14 protein-coding genes are annotated in these 18,519 nt (G+C 47.0%); 8 read left to right on the top strand and 6 right to left on the bottom strand.

Annotated features, from left to right (window positions below; genetic code table 11):
* Positions 1-213 precede the first annotated feature (213 nt).
* The 7 genes from ACE3K2_RS05165 to ACE3K2_RS05135 all read left to right on the top strand — a co-directional run bounded on the left by ACE3K2_RS05165 (position 214) and on the right by ACE3K2_RS05135 (position 9,902).
* Entirely contained in the window at positions 214-1,185 is a 972-nt protein-coding gene (locus ACE3K2_RS05165; RefSeq protein ID WP_421887523.1) for an ABC transporter permease, read from the top strand.
* 15 nt (positions 1,186-1,200) lie between these two features.
* Entirely contained in the window at positions 1,201-2,109 is a 909-nt protein-coding gene (locus tag ACE3K2_RS05160; RefSeq protein WP_421887519.1) for a carbohydrate ABC transporter permease, read from the top strand.
* 41 nt (positions 2,110-2,150) lie between these two features.
* Positions 2,151-3,746, top strand: coding sequence for an extracellular solute-binding protein (locus ACE3K2_RS05155; protein WP_421887516.1), 1,596 nt, complete (start codon positions 2,151-2,153; stop codon positions 3,744-3,746).
* 93 nt (positions 3,747-3,839) lie between these two features.
* Positions 3,840-5,126 carry an alpha-L-fucosidase gene (locus ACE3K2_RS05150; protein ID WP_421887513.1) on the top strand — a complete coding sequence of 429 codons (1,287 nt, stop codon included), beginning with the start codon at positions 3,840-3,842 and terminating at the stop codon, positions 5,124-5,126.
* Positions 5,127-5,189: 63 nt separating this feature from the next.
* A complete protein-coding gene (locus ACE3K2_RS05145) occupies positions 5,190-6,212 on the top strand; it encodes a carbohydrate-binding family 9-like protein (RefSeq protein ID WP_421887510.1) in 1,023 nt (340 codons plus the stop codon).
* 7 nt (positions 6,213-6,219) lie between these two features.
* Entirely contained in the window at positions 6,220-8,853 is a 2,634-nt protein-coding gene (locus ACE3K2_RS05140) for a transglutaminase domain-containing protein (protein ID WP_421887507.1), read from the top strand.
* Positions 8,854-8,858: 5 nt separating this feature from the next.
* Positions 8,859-9,902 (top strand): glycoside hydrolase family 18 protein, encoded by a 1,044-nt coding sequence (locus ACE3K2_RS05135; RefSeq protein WP_421887504.1) that lies wholly within the window; start codon positions 8,859-8,861, stop codon positions 9,900-9,902.
* 107 nt (positions 9,903-10,009) lie between these two features.
* Here ACE3K2_RS05135 and ACE3K2_RS05130 read toward each other — a convergent pair whose 3' ends face one another.
* The gene (locus tag ACE3K2_RS05130; RefSeq protein ID WP_421887502.1) at positions 10,010-12,310 is read right to left on the bottom strand and encodes a helix-turn-helix domain-containing protein; all 2,301 of its coding nucleotides are present in this window, start codon (positions 12,308-12,310) and stop codon (positions 10,010-10,012) included.
* A 305-nt stretch (positions 12,311-12,615) separates the two neighbouring features.
* On the bottom strand, positions 12,616-14,127 hold the full coding sequence (locus tag ACE3K2_RS05125; protein ID WP_421888357.1) for a glycoside hydrolase family 43 protein: 1,512 nt from the start codon (positions 14,125-14,127) through the stop codon (positions 12,616-12,618).
* A 173-nt stretch (positions 14,128-14,300) separates the two neighbouring features.
* Between ACE3K2_RS05125 and ACE3K2_RS05120 the strand changes: the two genes are divergently transcribed.
* Positions 14,301-15,164: a helix-turn-helix domain-containing protein gene (locus ACE3K2_RS05120; RefSeq protein WP_421887499.1), complete on the top strand. Its 864-nt coding sequence runs from the start codon at positions 14,301-14,303 to the stop codon at positions 15,162-15,164.
* 64 nt (positions 15,165-15,228) lie between these two features.
* On the opposite strand, the gene ACE3K2_RS05115 is transcribed toward ACE3K2_RS05120, so the two are convergent.
* From ACE3K2_RS05115 to ACE3K2_RS05100, 4 genes are all read right to left on the bottom strand, one after another.
* Complete coding sequence (locus ACE3K2_RS05115; RefSeq protein ID WP_421887496.1) at positions 15,229-15,798, bottom strand: YdeI/OmpD-associated family protein; 570 nt, start codon at positions 15,796-15,798, stop codon at positions 15,229-15,231.
* An 11-nt stretch (positions 15,799-15,809) separates the two neighbouring features.
* A complete protein-coding gene (locus tag ACE3K2_RS05110; RefSeq protein ID WP_421887493.1) occupies positions 15,810-16,319 on the bottom strand; it encodes a DinB family protein in 510 nt (169 codons plus the stop codon).
* An 83-nt stretch (positions 16,320-16,402) separates the two neighbouring features.
* On the bottom strand, positions 16,403-17,320 hold the full coding sequence (locus tag ACE3K2_RS05105) for a helix-turn-helix transcriptional regulator (RefSeq protein WP_421887491.1): 918 nt from the start codon (positions 17,318-17,320) through the stop codon (positions 16,403-16,405).
* A 176-nt stretch (positions 17,321-17,496) separates the two neighbouring features.
* Complete coding sequence (locus ACE3K2_RS05100) at positions 17,497-18,414, bottom strand: ArsR/SmtB family transcription factor (protein ID WP_339303688.1); 918 nt, start codon at positions 18,412-18,414, stop codon at positions 17,497-17,499.
* Positions 18,415-18,519 lie beyond the last annotated feature (105 nt).

The following is an 18,519-nucleotide window of genomic DNA, read 5'->3' as shown; positions in this document are numbered from 1 at the left end:
GCTCAATGACAACTACAGGAGGATACTGGGTCAAATTCTACATGTTTTACTTCCCTAAAATGACAATGGCAAGCTGGCAACCAAAGTGTAAACCCCCGTTGTAACAGGTTATTCGGTGATTTTAAATGGAAAGGTTGAAATGGCATATTTACGGATTCGAAAATGAACCATAAACTCGGTATGTAAGCGTTACCAAAAAGGAGGAAACAACTGATGCAACCAGATGGGAAGCACACCTTGTCGCAAAACCTATCGGTATACACAAATCCGAGCAGTAAGAAAAATAAATTATGGAGAAGAATGATTCGCAACTGGGAGTTGTATCTGTTTATCGCACCAGCCTTTTTATACTTTCTGATCTTCCATTATGGTCCGATGTACGGCATACAAATTGCATTCAAAAACTTCATCCCAACGCTTGGTGTCACGGGAAGCCCATGGGTCGGATTCGATCATTTCATCCGTTTCTTCAATTCTTATTATTTCTGGGATTTACTATGGAATACTCTTAGCATCAGCTTGTATGAGTTGGCCATCGGTTTTCCGCTGCCAATCATTCTGGCGTTAGCATTCAATGAAGTGAAGGATTCCTTTTTTAAACGTACCGTGCAAACCGTCACGTATGCACCGCATTTTATATCGGTCGTTGTGATGTCCGGCATGATCATTACCTTTTTGTCTCCCTCGTCAGGCATGATTGTCAATTTGGTGGAGGCCTTTGGATTTCAGGCCCCTCAATTCCTGACGGACCCTGGGTGGTTCAAAACAGTGTACGTACTCTCGGGCGTCTGGCAAAGTGCAGGCTGGGGCACCATCATATACCTTGCTGCCCTGTCTGGTGTGGACCCGCAACTGCATGAAGCGGCTGTGGTGGATGGTGCGAGCCGGTTTAAACGGATTTTACATATTAACATACCAGCCATCATTCCTACGATCACGATCTTGTTAATTCTGAATATGGGCAGTATTTTGGGCGTTGGATTCGAGAAAATCCTGCTGCTGCAAAATCCGCTGAACATGGGCTCGTCCGATGTCATCTCCACCTTCGTCTATCGGTCCGGTCTGGTTGATGCGCAGTACAGTTTCTCTACAGCGGTAGGTTTGTTCAACTCCGTAGTTAATGCGATTCTGCTCATTACCGTGAATCAGATTGCACGCCGCACCAGTGAAAACAGCCTGTGGTAAAAGGAGGGAATACACATGTCAACCGCTGTGAAAGAAAGCAGAAGTGATAAGTTGTTTTTATTATGCAATTACATCTATCTTACGGTAGCGCTCGTCATCGTGTTGTACCCGCTGTTATACATCATCAGTGCTTCAATCAGTGATCCCAAATATGTAAGCTCCGGTGAGATGTGGCTGCTTCCCAAAGGGATTACGTTCGAAGGTTATGCCCGGGTGTTTGAGAACACCAACATCTGGATTGGCTACAAAAATACGATCATCTATACCGTTGTAGGTACTATCGTTAATCTGATGGTCACCCTACCGGCAGCCTATGCGCTCAGCCGCTCGGACTTTGTGGGACGTGGATTCTTCATGGCGATGTTTATGGTAACGATGTTCTTCGGCGGAGGGCTTGTCCCAAGTTACCTGCTGGTTAAGGATCTTGGTATGGTGAACAGCATGTGGGCACTTATTCTGCCTGGCGCTGCATCCATCTGGAATATTATCGTATGCCGTACGTTCTTCCAATCGACCATTCCCAAGGAGCTGCAGGAAGCTGCGCATATTGATGGGTGTACCAACACACGGTTGTTCATCAAGATTGTGCTCCCGCTTTCGATGCCAATCATTGCAGTGATGGCACTCTTCTATGGAGTCGGACACTGGAACAGCTATTTTAGTGCCATGATCTATCTGAATGACTCATCCAAGTACCCGCTGCAGCTCTTTCTGCGCCAGATTCTGGTGCTTCAGGAAATGGCGGCACAGGGGGGAGGCGCGATCGATACGTCTTCAGCAACGGCGATGAATACCAAAGCGGAGATCGCTGCACTGGTCAAATATGCTGTCATTATTGTTGCTACCTTACCAGTCATTGCGGTATATCCATTCCTTCAGCGTTACTTTGTACAGGGTGTTATGATCGGTTCCGTTAAGGGATGATCTTAATCCATATACCACATTAAACAAGGGGAGTTGTTGTCATGAAAAAGCTTCGCAAGGCTTCATCCATTACACTTTGTCTCACCTTATTCGCAACATTGCTTGCAGCTTGTGGTTCAACCAATGAAGACGGAAGCGCGACTTCCAAAGTTGAGGGAGTCAAAAAAGAAGGCTTTCCCATTGTAGACAAAACGCTAACGTTGAAGGTCATGTCCCAGGATGCGGGCGTAGCCGACTGGAGCACGATGCCTGTGCTGCAAGAAATGGAGAAACTGTCGGGCATCAAGCTGGAGTACCAGCTCTCACCGATCGACAGCTTTGAAACGAAAAAAAATCTGGTATTTGCCAGCGGAGACTTGCCGGATATGTTCTATGCTGCGGACCTCAAGCCAGCCGAGCAGGTGACATATGGCAGCCAGGGTATCCTGATCCCGTTGGAAAAATACATTGACGAAGGTTACGCACCGAATATCAAAAAGATTCTCGATGAGAACCCGGATGTCCGCAAATCATTTACAACACCAGATGGACATATGTATGCACTCCCATTCATCGATAAAGCGGCTGTATGGTATAGAGGCCCGATGTGGTACAACGGTGAATTCCTAAAGGCACTTAAGGTAGAAGAGCCCAAGACCACGGAAGAATTGTATACCTATCTCAAGCGTGTAAAAGAAGAAGATCCTAATGGCAATGGCCAGCAAGATGAAATTCCGCTTACTTCCGTAAAACTGGATGATCTTCGCATGTTTTTCTTCGGCTTCTGGGGAATGTACAACGAAGGCATCTATTCTGATAAAGATGGAAAGGTTCATTATCCTTATCAAGAAGAAGGTTACAAAGGTTATCTTACATTCATGAATCGCTTGTGGAAGGAAGACCTGCTGGATCATGAGACCTTCTCTCAGACGGGCGATCAGAAAAAAGCAAAAGGTGTAAGCAACAGACTTGCACTGTTCAACGATTACCATCCATACTTCACACTCGGCGGTGAGCCCAGCACGGATCATCCGCTGATGACACCGGTGAAGAGTGAGGTGGCAGACTCTCCGGTATACGGCAAGCACCCAGGTATGTCGGCTCGCGGTACCTTTGCGATTACGAGCAGCAACCCGTCACCCGAGGCGACGATGCGATGGATCGATTACTTGTACAGCTATGAAGGTGCGACTCTGTTTAATCAAGGTCCCGAAGGTGTGTTATGGCAATTCAAAGACAAGGAAAATCACGTAAAAGAGTGGCTGCCCGTTCCTGGCGGCGGGGATCGTGAAGAATACCGCGGGAAGATCACGCCAAACTTTGGTATCTTGACACCGGGCATTAATGATCCGGAAGTAGCGAAGGGTCTTCGCACCGATTTTGATGAGTGGATTGACCAGCAGAATCAAGAGAAGTTGGTACCTATCGGAAAAGCACCATTTCCTAACGTTTATTTGACAAATGAAGAGCAAAGCGAAGCCACCGCTCTATTGTCTGACCTGGATACGTATGTTAAGCAAATGGAAGCCAAGTTTGTGACAGGTCAGGAACCACTTGAGAACTGGGATAAGTACATTGCACAGATGAAGAAAATGGGCAGTGACCGTATCATCGAACTATATCAAGGGGCTTATGATCGCTGGAATTCCGGGCAATAAAAAAGTCTATCGATGTCATCCCATCCAGAAAGACAACAGTTAGCTTCACTCATTTTGCGCATATAAGAATTCTCGGAGGGGGGGTGTGTCGTTATGCAGAAATGGTTTGAAGAAGCCAAACTGGGGATATTCATCCACTATGGCATCTATGCGGTGGACGGGGTAGCGGAATCCTGGTCCTTCTATAATGGCAGGATATCATATGAAGAATATATGAAGCAGTTGGATGGTTTTACAGCATCGGAATTCAACGCAGAGAAGTGGGCGAACTTGATTGAGAAGTCTGGTGCCCGGTATGCCGTATTAACAACAAAGCATCATGATGGCGTTGCGTTATGGGATACGCAATATAGTGATCTCAATGTGGTCAAACAGACACCAGCGAATCGGGACATTGTGAGGGAATATGCGGAAGCGATTCGGGAGAAGGGCATCCATCTGGGCATGTATTTCTCGCTCATTGACTGGTCACACCCGGATTATCATAGTGTATATGAAGGTGGAAAAGTACCGGAGGATCTCAGCAGTGTCAATCGGTATTCAAGTCCTGTGGACGGCGTTCAAGATCAGGAGAAGTGGCAGAAGTTCCTGCAATTTAATAACCATCAACTGGGAGAGATTTTAACCAATTACGGAAAGGTCGATCTGTTATGGTTTGATGGAGATTGGGAACGGAGTGCCCAGCAGTGGAATCTGCCGGAGTTCAAACAATACCTGCAATCTTTTAACCCGGATATCATCATCAACTCCCGCCTTCAAGGTTATGGGGATTACCAAACGCCTGAGCAGGGCATTCCGATTACAAGACCGGAGGGACCCTGGGAGTTCTGCACCACGATCAACACATCTTGGGGTTATGTGCCAACCGATCATAAATATAAATCCTTGAATCAGATCATTCGGATGTTCTGTGATTGTATATCCATGGGCGGTAATATGTTGCTGGATATCGGTCCGCGTGAAGATGGCACCATCGATCAGAGGCAGGAGGATATTCTGCTTGGGCTGGGAGCATGGATTCGAACCCATGAAGAGGCCGTCTTCGGAACAGGTGAAGGCATTATGTCCCGCTATTATCTAGGGGGAAGCACGGTATCCGAGGATCGAAAGACGCTGTATCTGTTTGTATATGACGATCCAAAAGAGAATGTGTGCATCAAAGGTCTCTGTAATCAGATCAAGAAAATTACCGTGCTGCATTCGGGCAAAGAGCTTAATCATGAGATTCATGGAGGCGTGCCTTGGTTCAATATCCCAGGAACAACGTGGATTAAGATGACCCCGGAGGATACACATGAACAGGTGACCGTTCTTAAGCTTGAATTCGATGAAGAGCTGGAAATGTACGGCGGCGCTGGAGCCGTTGTCACCCATAACTAACCATTACAGGGAGGGCATGTGCCGATAGATACATGCCCTCCTTTATGAATTGGAGAGAGTGATATGAACCGAAGTGGAGTGCCAGAACCCAGGATTGAGTATGCTCCCAAACATTATATATGCAAGCGAGCGCAGGAGCCGCTGGTGTTAGACGGCCGTGTGGATAAGGCGTTTTGGGATGCAGCCCCTTGGACGGATGATTTCGTTGATATCGAAGGTGATCTTCGTCCGAAGCCCGGGAAACAGACGCGGGTAAAAATGCTGTGGGATGACGACTATTTCTACTTTGCTGCCGAGCTGATTGAAGATCAGATCTGGGCTACCTTGACTGAGCGTGATTCCGTTATTTTTTATGACAATGACTTTGAGATTTTTATCGATCCCGACGGGGATTCCCATCAATATTATGAGTTCGAGATCAATGCGCTTAATACGGTATGGGATCTGTTATTAGTGAAGCCATATCGGGATGGTGGGCCTCCGGTTAACGGTTGGGATATCAGTGGTCTCAAGACGGCTGTATATATCGATGGGGAACTGAACAGACCTGGGGCTGATAACCGGAAATGGAGCGTGGAAGTTGCGATTCCCTGGACCAGTCTAAAGGAATGCGCCGAGGGAAACCGTCCACCTGCGTCGGGTGAATTCTGGCGAGTCAACTTCTCGCGCGTGGAGTGGCGGACGGAAGTGCAAGACGATGAGTACCGCAAGGTATTGAATCCAGAGACGGGTAAACCTTATCCCGAGGACAACTGGGTGTGGTCACCTATGGGCATCATCAACATGCATTACCCAGAGTTATGGGGTTATGTTGTATTCTCGGATGACGGAACGGATCAGTCGTTTGAGTTACCGGAAGATGAACGAATCAAATGGGAACTTCGCAAGCTTTATTACCGTGAACGTAATTATTATGAAAAGCATGGTGAATTTACCCAAGATATGAAGTTGCTTATGGGTGAGGAATGGTTGAGCTGTAAGCCTGTTATTGAAACAACTCGCAGCCTGTTCCAGATTACTGCGCCTTCTTCGGATGGCAACGCCTTAATCTGTATTCGGGAGGACGGAAAGCTGTGGAAGGAGTGAGAACGCTATGACCAGCCAAACCTTGGTATTTTCCCTTGATGCACAGTCATTGGAGCGGATCGAGCAGAAGTTCCAGGAGAAGGTACGTTTTGCAGAGGCCCGCAAATCGGAGTTGTTTCATATTTTTCAGCAGGAGCTAACACAAGAAGAGACATGGGCCTTAAAGGTTGTTTATGCCTATATGCCGGTAAACGACATGGCTGATTATAACGGGGACTTGTTCTTGAGCCATGTGCGCCAGGCTTTGGATACCCGTAAACGTGTACCTTGGGGCGATCGCGTTCCGGATCATCTGTTCCTTCATTTTGTGCTGCCTTATCGGATAAATACAGAAAATATTGAAGATTTCCGCGGCATGATCTATGACGAATTAGCCGAGCGGACAGCGAAGTTATCCATGGCAGATGCCATTCTGGAGACCAATTACTGGTGTCATGAAAAAGCGACTTATATAGGCAGTGATCTGCGTACGATATCACCGCTGACGATGATCCGGAATGCTCGTGGTCGATGCGGCGAAGAATCCACGCTGGCGGTGGCCGCTCTTCGCAGCATTGGTATACCTGCCCGTCAGGTCTACACGCCGCGCTGGGCTCATTGTGACAGTAATCATGCCTGGGTAGAAGCCTGGGCAGATGGCCAATGGTATTACATCGGGGCATGCGAGCCGGAAGCCCGTCTGAACCAAGGGTGGTTCAGCCCGCCAGCCCGCAGGGCCATGCTGATTAACACAAGGATTTATGCCGACTATCCCGGACCAGAGGATATTACGCTCTCCGAAAAAGGATTTACCGAGATTAATTTGCTTGAGAACTACGCGCCAACGCGCAACATTAATGTAAAGGTGAAAAACGAGCAAGGAGAGCCTTTACCTGGCGCGAGCGTCCGCTTCGAGCTGTACAATACGGCTGAATTCTATCCCATTGCCGAAATAAGGACAGACGCACAAGGGAAAGTGACTTTTAAGACAGGTTGTGGGGACCTTTTGATTCGTGCGGTCAGCGGTGGCAAGTGGAGTGAGATCCTATGCAAGGCTCAGGAAAACAAAGTTGTCGAACTGGTGTTAGACTCATCGGAGCAACCATCGGGGAGTGTGGACTTTGATATGGTCCCTCCGCCTGAAGGGGAAGGAGAGGTCGTCGCTGCGTTACCTGAAGAGAAGATTCAGGAACATAACCGTCGTCTGGAGGAGGGAGCGCAGATCCGTAGCGGGTACGAGGACACTTTCCTGCGTGAGGAGGAAGCTGTCTCGCTAGCTAAAGGGATTGAACTACCCTCGGTGCGAGTGTGGGAAATTCTCCAAAAGGCACGGGGGAACAGCCGTGAAATTGCAGCTTTCCTAGAGGAGTGCTCCAATTCATACGGTGAGTGGCCGCTTCGCCTGCTGGAGTCGATGAATGAAAAAGATTTAATTGATTCTTTTCGCCAGACGCTGCGCGATCATCTGATTGGTGCGCTCTCGCAGCAAGGATCTTGGTCGGAAGAGACGTTCGTGAGATACATTCTGTGTCCGCGGATTTCCTATGAGATGCTGGTCCCTTATCGAGGTGTATTCCAGAATGCCTTTTCGGCAGATGAGGCGGCAGCGTTCAGGGAGAATCCTTCGACACTTGCCCGAATGCTGGAACAGCAATATGAATACTATGAAGACCTTCCTAATCTAAAAGGCAAAGGCAATCCGATTGGAACGTTTAGTCTAATGAAGGGGGACGCTCAGTCGCTGGATATTTTGTTTGTGGCTGTATGTCGCAGTTTGGGTATCCCGGCCCGATTACATCCGAGCGCGCAGAAACCACAGTATCTAAGCAACAGAGGATGGGAAGATGTGGTGTTTGGTCTCGCTTCACCTGGAACTCAGGTAAGTGCAAGCTGGGGCAAGCTCCAACTTCATAGAGATCCAAAAGCTACGCAGGAAACACCTGCAGCATCCTATTTCGAGAACTTCTCGTTGGCCCGTCTGAAAGATGGTGTCTATAAGACGCTAATCTATCCTTATGGCAGTACGGATGTTTATAGCGAGCCATATGAGGTTGAACCAGGCGCTTATCGCTTGACAACAGGCATTCGTCTGAAAGATGGAACGGTACACGTACGATTCGTTTACTTTACCGTGAACGCAGGAGATACAACTGATGTTGTATTGTCTTATCGTGAGACTGAGGTTGATATTCCTGCACTGGGTAAATTTGCACCAGGAAGTATACTGACTCATCTGAATGGTTCAGAGGTGGAGCTGGAGGAACTGCTGGGATCGAAAGGCGCCATTGCGGCCTGGATCGAACCGGAGCGGGAACCGACCAAACATCTGATTCGTGAACTGTGCGAGCTGGCAGAACCGCTGGATAAGTTGGGCATACCCATCGTGCTCATAATTGGAGACACGGAATGGAACGCTTCTTTTGACCCAGTTGGTTATCCAAAGCTCCCTACAAGCACGGTCATTGTACGAGATTCCAGTTATGTTTCCTTGTCCGGCTTCATCACGAAGCCTGCTGCTTATGAAGCGGGCTATCCACATCTGTTCGTGCTGGATACTCAGTATCAAATTCGTTATTCGGCTTCCGGGTACAAGATCGGTACAGGGAAGGAAGCCCTGCAGATCGCTGCTGCGATAACACAAACATCGAAAGGATCGGAGTGAAGAGGTTGACGAATTATATTGCTGCTGGTTATGCCGTGGATTCTGTTCTTCCTGACATGACACACGAGGATCTATCGAAGTTAACCCATCTGAACGTAGCCTTCGGACATGTTAAGAATGATACGATCACCACCGAGCATTTAAAAAATGGCCATGTGATCCAGAACATGAAGCGGGAGCACCCGAATCTTACGGTGCTGCTGTCTGTAGGCGGATGGAGCGCTGGCGGTTTTTCCGAAGCCGCCTCAACCCAAGCGGGGAGAGACAGCATGGCTGCATCGGCGGTTGGGGTGCTGGAGGAATATCCTTTTGACGGGATCGATCTGGATTGGGAGTATCCTTGTTACGGTGAAGCCGGTATTACATCCAGCCCTGATGATAAACGGAATTTCACCTTACTACTCAAAACGATCCGGGAGACACTGAATGCCAAGGGCGCAGAGGATGGTCGTCATTATCTGCTCACCATTGCGGCAGGGGCTGATCAATACTATTTAGACGGTACAGAGATGGCGGAGGTGCAACAATATCTGGACTACATCCAGTTGATGACCTATGATATGCGCGGCGGTTTTCAGATTCTAACCGGACATCATACGAATCTGTACACCCCAACCGGAGATTTGTTTCGAATGAGTACGGATGCTTCCGTAAACCTGTTTGTTCGCGCTGGCGTCCCAAAGGAGAAGATTGTGATCGGCTCCGCGTTCTATTCCCGGATCTGGACTGAGGTTCCGGACCGAAACCATGGGCTCCATCAAATGGCTGGCAGTACAGGCGGTTACGGTCCGTCATTTGCCGAACTGGAAGCGAAGTACATCAACAAGAATGGTTACACCCGTTATTGGGATGAAGAAGCCTGTGCACCGTTTCTGTTTAATGGGTCCAGCCTCATATCATATGATGATGAAGAATCGATCCAATGCAAATGTGATTACGTAAAGCAGCAAGGTCTGGCCGGGATCATGTTCTGGGAGTACGGCTGTGATCCAACCCACCGTTTGCTGGGTGCAGTGTATCATGGACTTCATAATCCGGCTGGAAAATAGGCTCAATGCACCTGCCGCACGGATCGGTATACGTATACGAATGATCACATACAAAACCTCCCCTAACCACATGGTCAGGGGAGGTTTCTATTCGTTGGATGAACCCTTTATCCAATACACTCCTCGTCATCATCATCCGGCGAATCGGCGGATCCGTTTGGACGGTGCATTTTACGGTATTGCCCTGGGGTATAACCTGTTTCTTTCTTGAATTTGCGGATGAAGTTTGGTGTGTCCAGATAACCGACGCGGGTGATGATATCCTTTAACGGATCGGTTGTATGCAACAGTAGTCGAATGACCTCATCCACCCGTTTCTGCCAGATATATTGGGTAAAATTCATGCCGATCTTTTCTTTGAAAGAACGACTGAAATACGATGAAGAGATCGTAAACTTCGATGAAATCGTGCCTAGACTGAGGTCATAATCCGAGAAATTGGCGTCAATATAAGCAACGATTTCATCCATCAGGGAGCTTTCTTCCGTCTCACTTTTTGCCTCGACATGGGCACAGATTTCGGCGGCAAGGCCTGTCAGCTTTTTCTCCAGATCCTCCAGCGAGTCATAGGAAGTGATCCTTGGAAGTTGATCAACGACATGATGGATGCCAAGCTCCGAGGCGGTTTTGAGCATTGTATTCAGAATATCAAAGCAGATGCAACGCAGCAGCGGTACAGAGGGCATTTCAGTTTTCAAATTGTTCAACGCGGTTGATACCATCTGAACCGCCACATCATAGCTCCCTTGTTTTAAGCTCTGGACCAGCTTTAATAACACATCCTTGGGGACCCAGAAGGAAGAATCCTGCACACCGGAGCCGGAAAGGTCGTTAAAGTATGTACTGCTGCCCTGTCCGTGCAGCATCGATGCTTCCAGAGCGGTTGAGGCCTCGATGTAGGACTGATTCAGCTGTTTTGGATAAGTGTATCGATTGCCTATCCCGATTGCGGGCGCGACCCCGGTGTGTTCTACCACCATCCATTGCAGCTTTTCAACAATAGGCCCCATACGGGCATTGAGGCTACCTTCATGTCCAATTTCGGCATCAAATCCCACGATAAGGGCCAATTGGTCTGCCTGTGGAAGCTCCACGCCGTAAGCATATGCAGACAAATCCGGCAGCTCCACATCGTTCATCAGCTGCATGACAGTAGGTTGCTCAGGGTTATCACCGATGGGAAAAGCATGCATTTCCCAGCCCATAATCATGACAAAGTAATGGGATCTGTTAAACCGTATACCAAGCTTATCCGTAAACTCAGAGGGGAAATCTCCGGTGTGACCGTGCTTCAGCAACATGAGCAAAATATGATTGCGGGCATAGGGTTCCTGAAGATCCACACGCTGACTATAATCATGCAGTGTTTTCTTAATCCATTCCAGCTCGTTGGTGGTTGAGGACGTATCCGGATCATTCTTCAACCGAATGAACTCCATTAAGTCTGAAATGGGATGGTATTGTCTTCGCGCCAACATGATAGCAAGGATGGTGCCCATCGTCACCACAAAGGAGAATACAAGGATAATAAAGGTTCGAATATGGACAATTCGGCTGAAAAACTGGTTGCTTGGCATAGCGGTTACATAAGTCCAACCCGTATCCGATTTAACAGATACAACCGAATGTGGTTCTTGATTTAAGGAGATGCTGTGCGTTCCAGGTTCAAGTGTAAACAGAGCGTTGACTTCCTGTTCGGATATGACTTCTCCCTTGTAATTGGCTGCCAGTACTTGCCCGTAATTATCGAAAATATAAGTCATCCCGTGATAGTCACTGAGGATCGAATCAATCAAACCGGTCAGATTAGACTCGTGGATCAGGTACATCACGGTTCCGTGGGCAGGCGTATTATTAGGTGCAATCGGTACAAGGTAGGCTAGCATGGAATTGGGAATTCGGGTTCCTTGGACGACCTGCTCGGCTGGTCGTATCGTGGGAAACGGGACGTTATTCAAATCCCGGATCATGTCGGTTTGGTTCCAAGTATTAAATTTGTAGCGGCCAGTGAACACATTCAGGTTCTCAGAGCCTTGAGAAGAGTAGATGTTATCATCTCCGCGGAAGAACAGGAATAACTCATCGATAATGGAACTGGTGGCTTTGTATTTGACTAATGCGCTAATGGATTCCCGACTATAGTAGGGATGATGGGTCCAATACCGCGTTAACTGCTCATCGTAGGCGATGCGAAACGCGATGTCCTGTAGTTCCTTCATGCGATCATCAATGACCGTTTTGGCTTGAGTGAGCTGATTGACATTGGTCTGTTCAATCTCGGAACGGAGCGTGTCCACAGCGTTGTGATAAATAATGATGGTTAAAATAACAAGAGGGATAAGAAAAATGGAGATATAGGATAGTGTGTACTTAAACAGAAGCTTGGACTTGAAGTGATTCCATTTCATATCTGCAACCTCCCGTTTTTCTTTTGTGCTGCAGCGATAGCGCTCTCATATGGACGGTGATGCTATTGTAAAGATGGGAGCTACTGGGGTGTTCCTTCTAAAAATACTAGGAGAACTTCTCCAATAAAGCAATGGTTCTTTTATAGATTCCAGTGCAATCATTTGAGAAAAATATAAAGATAGCAAAATCCCCTCAAAGTTCACTCATTTCCTTATGCTACCACACAAGGCTTTTGTAAGAGTATCTACTTTAAGGGGATAATTATCGTCTAGTACATATTAAATTCAGGAATTAAAACTATTAGTTAATCCAGAGGTTCATAGTCAAACCAATCAAAACGTGCAGGCGTACACTCCCCCGATGGGGCGTAGGCATACATGGCGATCATCACACCTGTGAAACCACTCGCCACTTCCGTAGATAACAGATGTGTTTCTCCTGAACCCACTTCAATGGCATCGGATGAACCTTGCTGATAGAGGAACGTGAAGTGATTACGATCAGCTTTGATTTGTAATACAACAGGTCCTTTGTCACAGTCAAGCAATTGTTCGGTTCGCAGGGAGCCGACGGTTCGGCGCAATACGATTTTTTTCTGCTCGTTGACCTGTGTTACAGCCAAATCGTAATGATATTTTTCATTCATAAATAAGGTCAATCCAGCTTCCTCACCGCTCGCATGTGGCTCATAACGCAGCTCGGTTTCCATATTACATAAGAAATGGCTCAATCGACGTCCAACAAAGGCTGGATTCCTACCATCATCGAGTGAAACGGAATGACCACGGAGGATGAGTTGCCCAGGAATTTCTGTGAGCGTCCAACTATCCGGAGCCGGGTTACGTAAGAAGATCCAGTTCATTCCCAATGATTCGTCATCAAAATCATCCCGAACAACCTGAGGTGACCAAGGGTACTCAGCCAACAATGGCCCATTCATCTCCTGCTCGATATGTCCGTCCACACCAATCACGGGCCAACCGTTATCCCTCCAGGTGACAGGCGCCAGGAACGTTTCGCGTCCCAGATGGTGCCGCATAGGGTAACCTGCTGGACGAATGCCAAGAGAGACAGCCCACCAGCTTCCATCCTGGATCTGGACAAGGTCTGCATGACCGGTTGCGTGGATGCTGGATTTCATGCTCCGATTGGACAGAATCGGATTATGTGGACATGGATCAAATGGACCGTATGGCTCTCTACTCCGAGCAATGGTCTCCATATGACCATACTCGGTTCCACCTTCGGCGATCATCAGATAGTAGAGGCCGTTTATTTTATACATGTGGGGAGCTTCGGGGGCTGCTCCTCCGGTTCCGGTCCAGATTAGTCGGCTATCCGTCAGTCTCATTCCGGTCTTTATATCTATCTCGCACTGATAGATGCCCTCGCCCTCATCGCCGTTACAGGCCGTTTGAAAATACACACGTCCATCTTCATCGAAGAGAAAAGAGGGATCAATACCGCCCTGATCAACAAAAATTGGAGCAGACCATGGTCCCTCGGGCTGGGCACTGCGTACATAGAAATTTCCGCCGCCGCTGACATTGGTTGTTGTCATATAGAACGAGCCATCATGGTACCTAAGAGTTGGGGCAAAAATGCCGCCAGAGCTGCCCGCGTTTGCTAGAGGGAGTTGCTCATTGGTTGTGAGGACATGGCCGATCTGTCGCCAGTTCACAAGGTCTTTGCTGTGGAAGATGGGCACACCAGGGAAATATTCAAAGGTACTTGTTACCAGATAATAGTCTTCATCTACACGGCAGATACTCGGATCTGGATAAAACCCCGGAATCACCGGATTGGTATATTTCATCATGTGATGCTCCTATTCATTTTGAGAGTTTAATATGAACCTAAACGTAGCAGAGGTATTGTTGCTATAAGGGGAATTATATCGTTCTCAATCATTTCCAACCTTGATTTTTCGGTCCTCGAATAGCATGATATAGACATTCAACCCAACATGGTTTGCGGAGGGGATTGCTTTTGAGTCATGCGTATTTGAGATGGTTTACTTCGGATCAGCAATTTCCATTTTTTATTCAGTATGGTGGACACGACCAAGACATGGAGCTTCATAATCATGTGGACTTTACGGAACTTGTCATTGTTCTGAGTGGTCATGCAACCCATGTGGTGAACACCGAGGAATTTTTTATTAAAAAAGGGAATGTATTTGTGATTAATGGCGACACCCATCATGCGTATAAAGACCCTCATGATTTTAGGATCTGTAACATTATGTTCAGTCCTGAGATGCTTGCTTCGGCTGGGCCTGATCTGAGAAAATCTAACGGATTCCAGGCGCTGTTTGTGTTGGAACCGTTTTATCGTAATATTCACTCGTTTCCGAGTAAATTGGCGTTATCCATTTCCAGTCTGGAGTATGTAGAATCGCTGATATCGTTCATGATTGAGGAATATCAGAGTAAACAGCAAGGGTACCAGACGATGTTGATCTCACGTCTTACGGAGATGGTGGTTTATTTGTCGAGACAATATGATACGCAGGAGAAAGGGATCGAGGGTAATAATCTGATGCATCTGGCCAATGCCATTTCATTTATCGAAGATCATTATCTTGAGCCGCTGTCGTTGGAGGATATTGCGGGGAAGTCAGACATCTCCATAAGGCATCTGAATCGGATTTTTCGATCCTATTATCAGATGACCCCGATCTCTTATCTGCAGAAGCTGCGTCTGGAGAAGGCATGTCATTTGCTGAAAAACGGGAATATGTCCATCACGGAAATTTCGTATGAATGTGGATTTAACGACAGTAATTATTTCACCCGCCAGTTTAAGAAAGCCTTTGGCAAGTCTCCCAAAGCATACAGGCAGAATCATTAAAATTGGAAACATCAAAAACAGGACCTCTTTATAGGGAGGTCCTGTCTTCTGTCTCTGGCAACAGTTAATAGTCCAATAGCCGTCCGTTGTCATGCCACTGACCGTACATTTTATTATCCTTTGTATTGGTTATGAATTTATCCAATCTGCTCTGGAATAATGCTGGCTGATTCTTAACACTTTGGATCGTATCGATCCGAACGTTTTGATACAGTGCAGGAAAGGCCATGAAATTAGCATAAACCTGATGGTCTGCTTTCAGCCTTTGTTCGATCACACCATCAATAATAAAAGCATTCGGGTCCATAACAGGGAGAACCTGCCTGCCCTCCTCATGCATGAAGCCCAACTTTTCAAGACGGCGCACACGTTCCTTGTTCAATTCAGTCCATGAGCTACGTTTCCTTCTAGGAGTCAATCTCTGTGCTAAATGAGTCTCGGATATTTTCTTTTTGAATCCATCGATCCAGCCAAAGCACAACGCTTCCTCAACCACGTCCAAATACAACAGGGTGTTCGGCAATGGTTTCAAACTTATAATGACCCAGCAATATTTCTCGAATTTTCCATGTTCTCGCAACCAATTACTCAATTCATCCCTCGACGTCGCGGGTATACAATGTATATTTTCCATCCGATTATCGACTATGCTTCAGCCAGTTCCTGATACCAATAGAGAAAATAGTCATTCATGATGGAGGCATGCCCCAATTGACGCAGCATGGTAGAAACATTGCCTCGATGATAGGTGCCGTGGTTAACTGCATGGAATACGATTTCCGATAAGCTGGTTGTGCGAACTCCGGCAAATGGATTATCGAGCAGAATGGTTTGCTCCAGATCCGCTTGGCCTCGTAACCACTCACTGTATTGTGCCGACAGGTCGGTAAAACGTTTGATGTACTCATCCACAGAACCGTGAATCTCACTATTCAGAAGTATACATGCTTGCAGTGCCTCGGGCATACCGGTGCCGTTCAATACCTCGTACCACATTTTATCTACGGCGTAGATATGGCTGAGTGCGTGAGCAATGGTTGGAAACGAACTATTCACTTCCTGACTAAGTACGGAAGAGGGCAGTTCCTTGATTCTGCCGAGGATTGTTTGAGTGGCCCATGCGTGGTAATTATACATTTGCTCCGGATGATTCATTGATAATCGTCTCCTTTAATTGCGCGATAGATTGAATTAACTTACTGAGATGATTATAAAAAAAGAAGTATGACAACAGCGTGTCATACTTCTTCATAGAGCTTAAGTGCGTTTTGAAGTTGTTCTTTCAGGATGCCTCGTAATTCAATCGGTTCAAACACCTCAGCGCCACTTCCCAAACTAAGCAGAAACGACCAAAGCCATCTGGCTTGTAACGGTTGATGAACCTTAATACGCATCGTCATACTTCCATCCTCATGAAATTGTTTATCTGCCTGTTGAAAATGATCCAAGGCTTCCGCTAGCGCTTCCGGGTTGACCCGAAATACAACATCACTTACCTGATCTTGCCATGACGGATCTGATACAACCGTCTCTTGAGGAAGCTTAAGGTGGGGTGGGAAGTGTTCCGATGTCAGTTGCACGTTCATCATCCGGGACAGTCGGAACTCCCGATAATCCTGCCGTGTTTGGCAAAATCCATACACATACCAATTACGATATTTAAATTGTAGCCTTACCGGTTCCAGATGGCGGGGTGTATGTTCATTTTTCGTATTGATGTAGTCAAAACGGACAACCTGATGTTCTGTAATCCCTTTACGCAGATGAGGAAGGGCATCAGGTTCCGTACGGCGAGTCTCCAGATCCACAGACAGACTTGAGTTCTGATGCTCCGGTCCAATGGTTTGCAGACGTTCAATCGTGCCCTGTGCACGTGCATCCTCAAAGACCGTGGAGAGACTGCTCAGGACCGTGATCAGGGAATCCACATCATAAGAACCAAGCAAGCTTTTATCCATCTTGTATCCGTCCATCATGCCGTAGCCGCCTTTGAGTCCCTGATGGGAGATGACTGGGAAACCTGCGGCACAGATCACATCAATATCCCGATAGATCGTTCTTGGGGACACCTGAAACTCTTCCGCCAAGGTGGAAGCAGACAATACTTCGTGGTTCAGCAGTTTGTATATGATTGAGATTAATCGCTCTAATTTCAAAAGGTATCCCCGCCCGTTATTCCATTTTTCAATACAGGCCATTAGTATATCACATGAAAAAAAGAGTGCTAGCTAGCACCCTTTTAAAGACACATTGTTGTTACTGTGGTTGTGTTGATAGTTACGTTAACAGATGGTCGAGCTAATTCATATCGAGTGAATAGTCAGAGCTGGCTCTACTCTTCTTGCACGTTATAGAGAACCCGAGCAAGCAGATTCTGTCCATAGTTACCAAAGTTTTTGCCAAAGATCGTTAAGCCCCGTTTGTTCAAAGGTCTGTCTGTAACCGCAATGCGGAAGTGAATATCGCTTTTGTAATCCAGCCCAATCTGGTCCAGCGTTACGTCCGAGATGCGGCATCCGTCGATATAGCTGCCTTCCTGCGTAATCCGGATGAGCTTCAGCATGCCGTACTGATTCAAGTGCGGAGGCCACCATTCCGGGTTGAAGGTACCACGTGTATTGCCAAAATCCCCCGGACTCGTCCAGCAGCCAATCTCAATACCGTTGATGTAGAAATAGATATCCGAAGGGTAATTATCACAAAAGCCAGGTGCCTCCGATCCCAGTTCCATCGACAACTGAATTTCGCTAAACGACTGATTAGGCTTGAGATAGTTGGGAATCCGATATTCCAGATAACCTTCAGCCAGCCAGATCATCTCCGCATCAATTCGCAGTGGATCAGCAAAGTAACGCGGATCGTCGAACTCTCCAACAATGCTGTCCCGGGTAGCGAGACCACATGTAGGTGCAGCCTGATAATCGCTGTAATGACCGACCTGAATTTCCACCTCGTAACGATTGTTAATCTCCTGTGAACGCAGATCAACCATCAATTTTTCCTCATTGAGATAACATATCTTCTGAATTCCATGTTTGCCAACGGCGGTGTTGATCTCGATCAAGCCGCTCTCTTCAAGCTTTTTAATATGCATGGTGATAGCGCCATTGCTCAGTCCCAGCTTGGTTGCTAGATCATTGAGATTAAGACTTTGGTTCTTGGCCAGCAGCTCGATGATCTGAATCCGGATTTCCGAACTGAGCGCTTTGAAAATATTCACACCCGACATCAGATCTTTAATATAAATCATAGGTGGATTCCTTTCCCCGTTCTGAACAAAGTCTCTTCTTCATGCAGACATTTGCACATTTATATGTTTTATTTCAGATAATTATAAATCATTCGCTCATGGAAG

Origin of the sequence: Paenibacillus sp., from assembly GCF_048976745.1 — a bacterium.
GTDB lineage: Bacteria > Bacillota > Bacilli > Paenibacillales > Paenibacillaceae > Paenibacillus.
Note: the sequence above shows the minus strand (reverse complement) of the source record. Positions and strands in the feature narration are given on the sequence as shown.

What these genes read in the sequence shown, in the direction of transcription:
- ACE3K2_RS05165 (WP_421887523.1), top strand. Translation starts at nt 214, where the DNA reads ATGCAACCAGATGGGAAGCACACCTTGTCGCAAAACCTATCGGTATAC.
- ACE3K2_RS05160 (WP_421887519.1), top strand. Translation starts at nt 1,201, where the DNA reads ATGTCAACCGCTGTGAAAGAAAGCAGAAGTGATAAGTTGTTTTTATTA.
- ACE3K2_RS05155 (WP_421887516.1), top strand. Translation starts at nt 2,151, where the DNA reads ATGAAAAAGCTTCGCAAGGCTTCATCCATTACACTTTGTCTCACCTTA.
- ACE3K2_RS05150 (WP_421887513.1), top strand. Translation starts at nt 3,840, where the DNA reads ATGCAGAAATGGTTTGAAGAAGCCAAACTGGGGATATTCATCCACTAT.
- ACE3K2_RS05145 (WP_421887510.1), top strand. Translation starts at nt 5,190, where the DNA reads ATGAACCGAAGTGGAGTGCCAGAACCCAGGATTGAGTATGCTCCCAAA.
- ACE3K2_RS05140 (WP_421887507.1), top strand. Translation starts at nt 6,220, where the DNA reads ATGACCAGCCAAACCTTGGTATTTTCCCTTGATGCACAGTCATTGGAG.
- ACE3K2_RS05130 (WP_421887502.1), bottom strand. Translation starts at nt 12,310, where the DNA reads ATGAAATGGAATCACTTCAAGTCCAAGCTTCTGTTTAAGTACACACTA.
- ACE3K2_RS05125 (WP_421888357.1), bottom strand. Translation starts at nt 14,127, where the DNA reads ATGAAATATACCAATCCGGTGATTCCGGGGTTTTATCCAGATCCGAGT.
- ACE3K2_RS05115 (WP_421887496.1), bottom strand. Translation starts at nt 15,798, where the DNA reads ATGGAAAATATACATTGTATACCCGCGACGTCGAGGGATGAATTGAGT.
- ACE3K2_RS05110 (WP_421887493.1), bottom strand. Translation starts at nt 16,319, where the DNA reads ATGAATCATCCGGAGCAAATGTATAATTACCACGCATGGGCCACTCAA.
- ACE3K2_RS05100 (WP_339303688.1), bottom strand. Translation starts at nt 18,414, where the DNA reads ATGATTTATATTAAAGATCTGATGTCGGGTGTGAATATTTTCAAAGCG.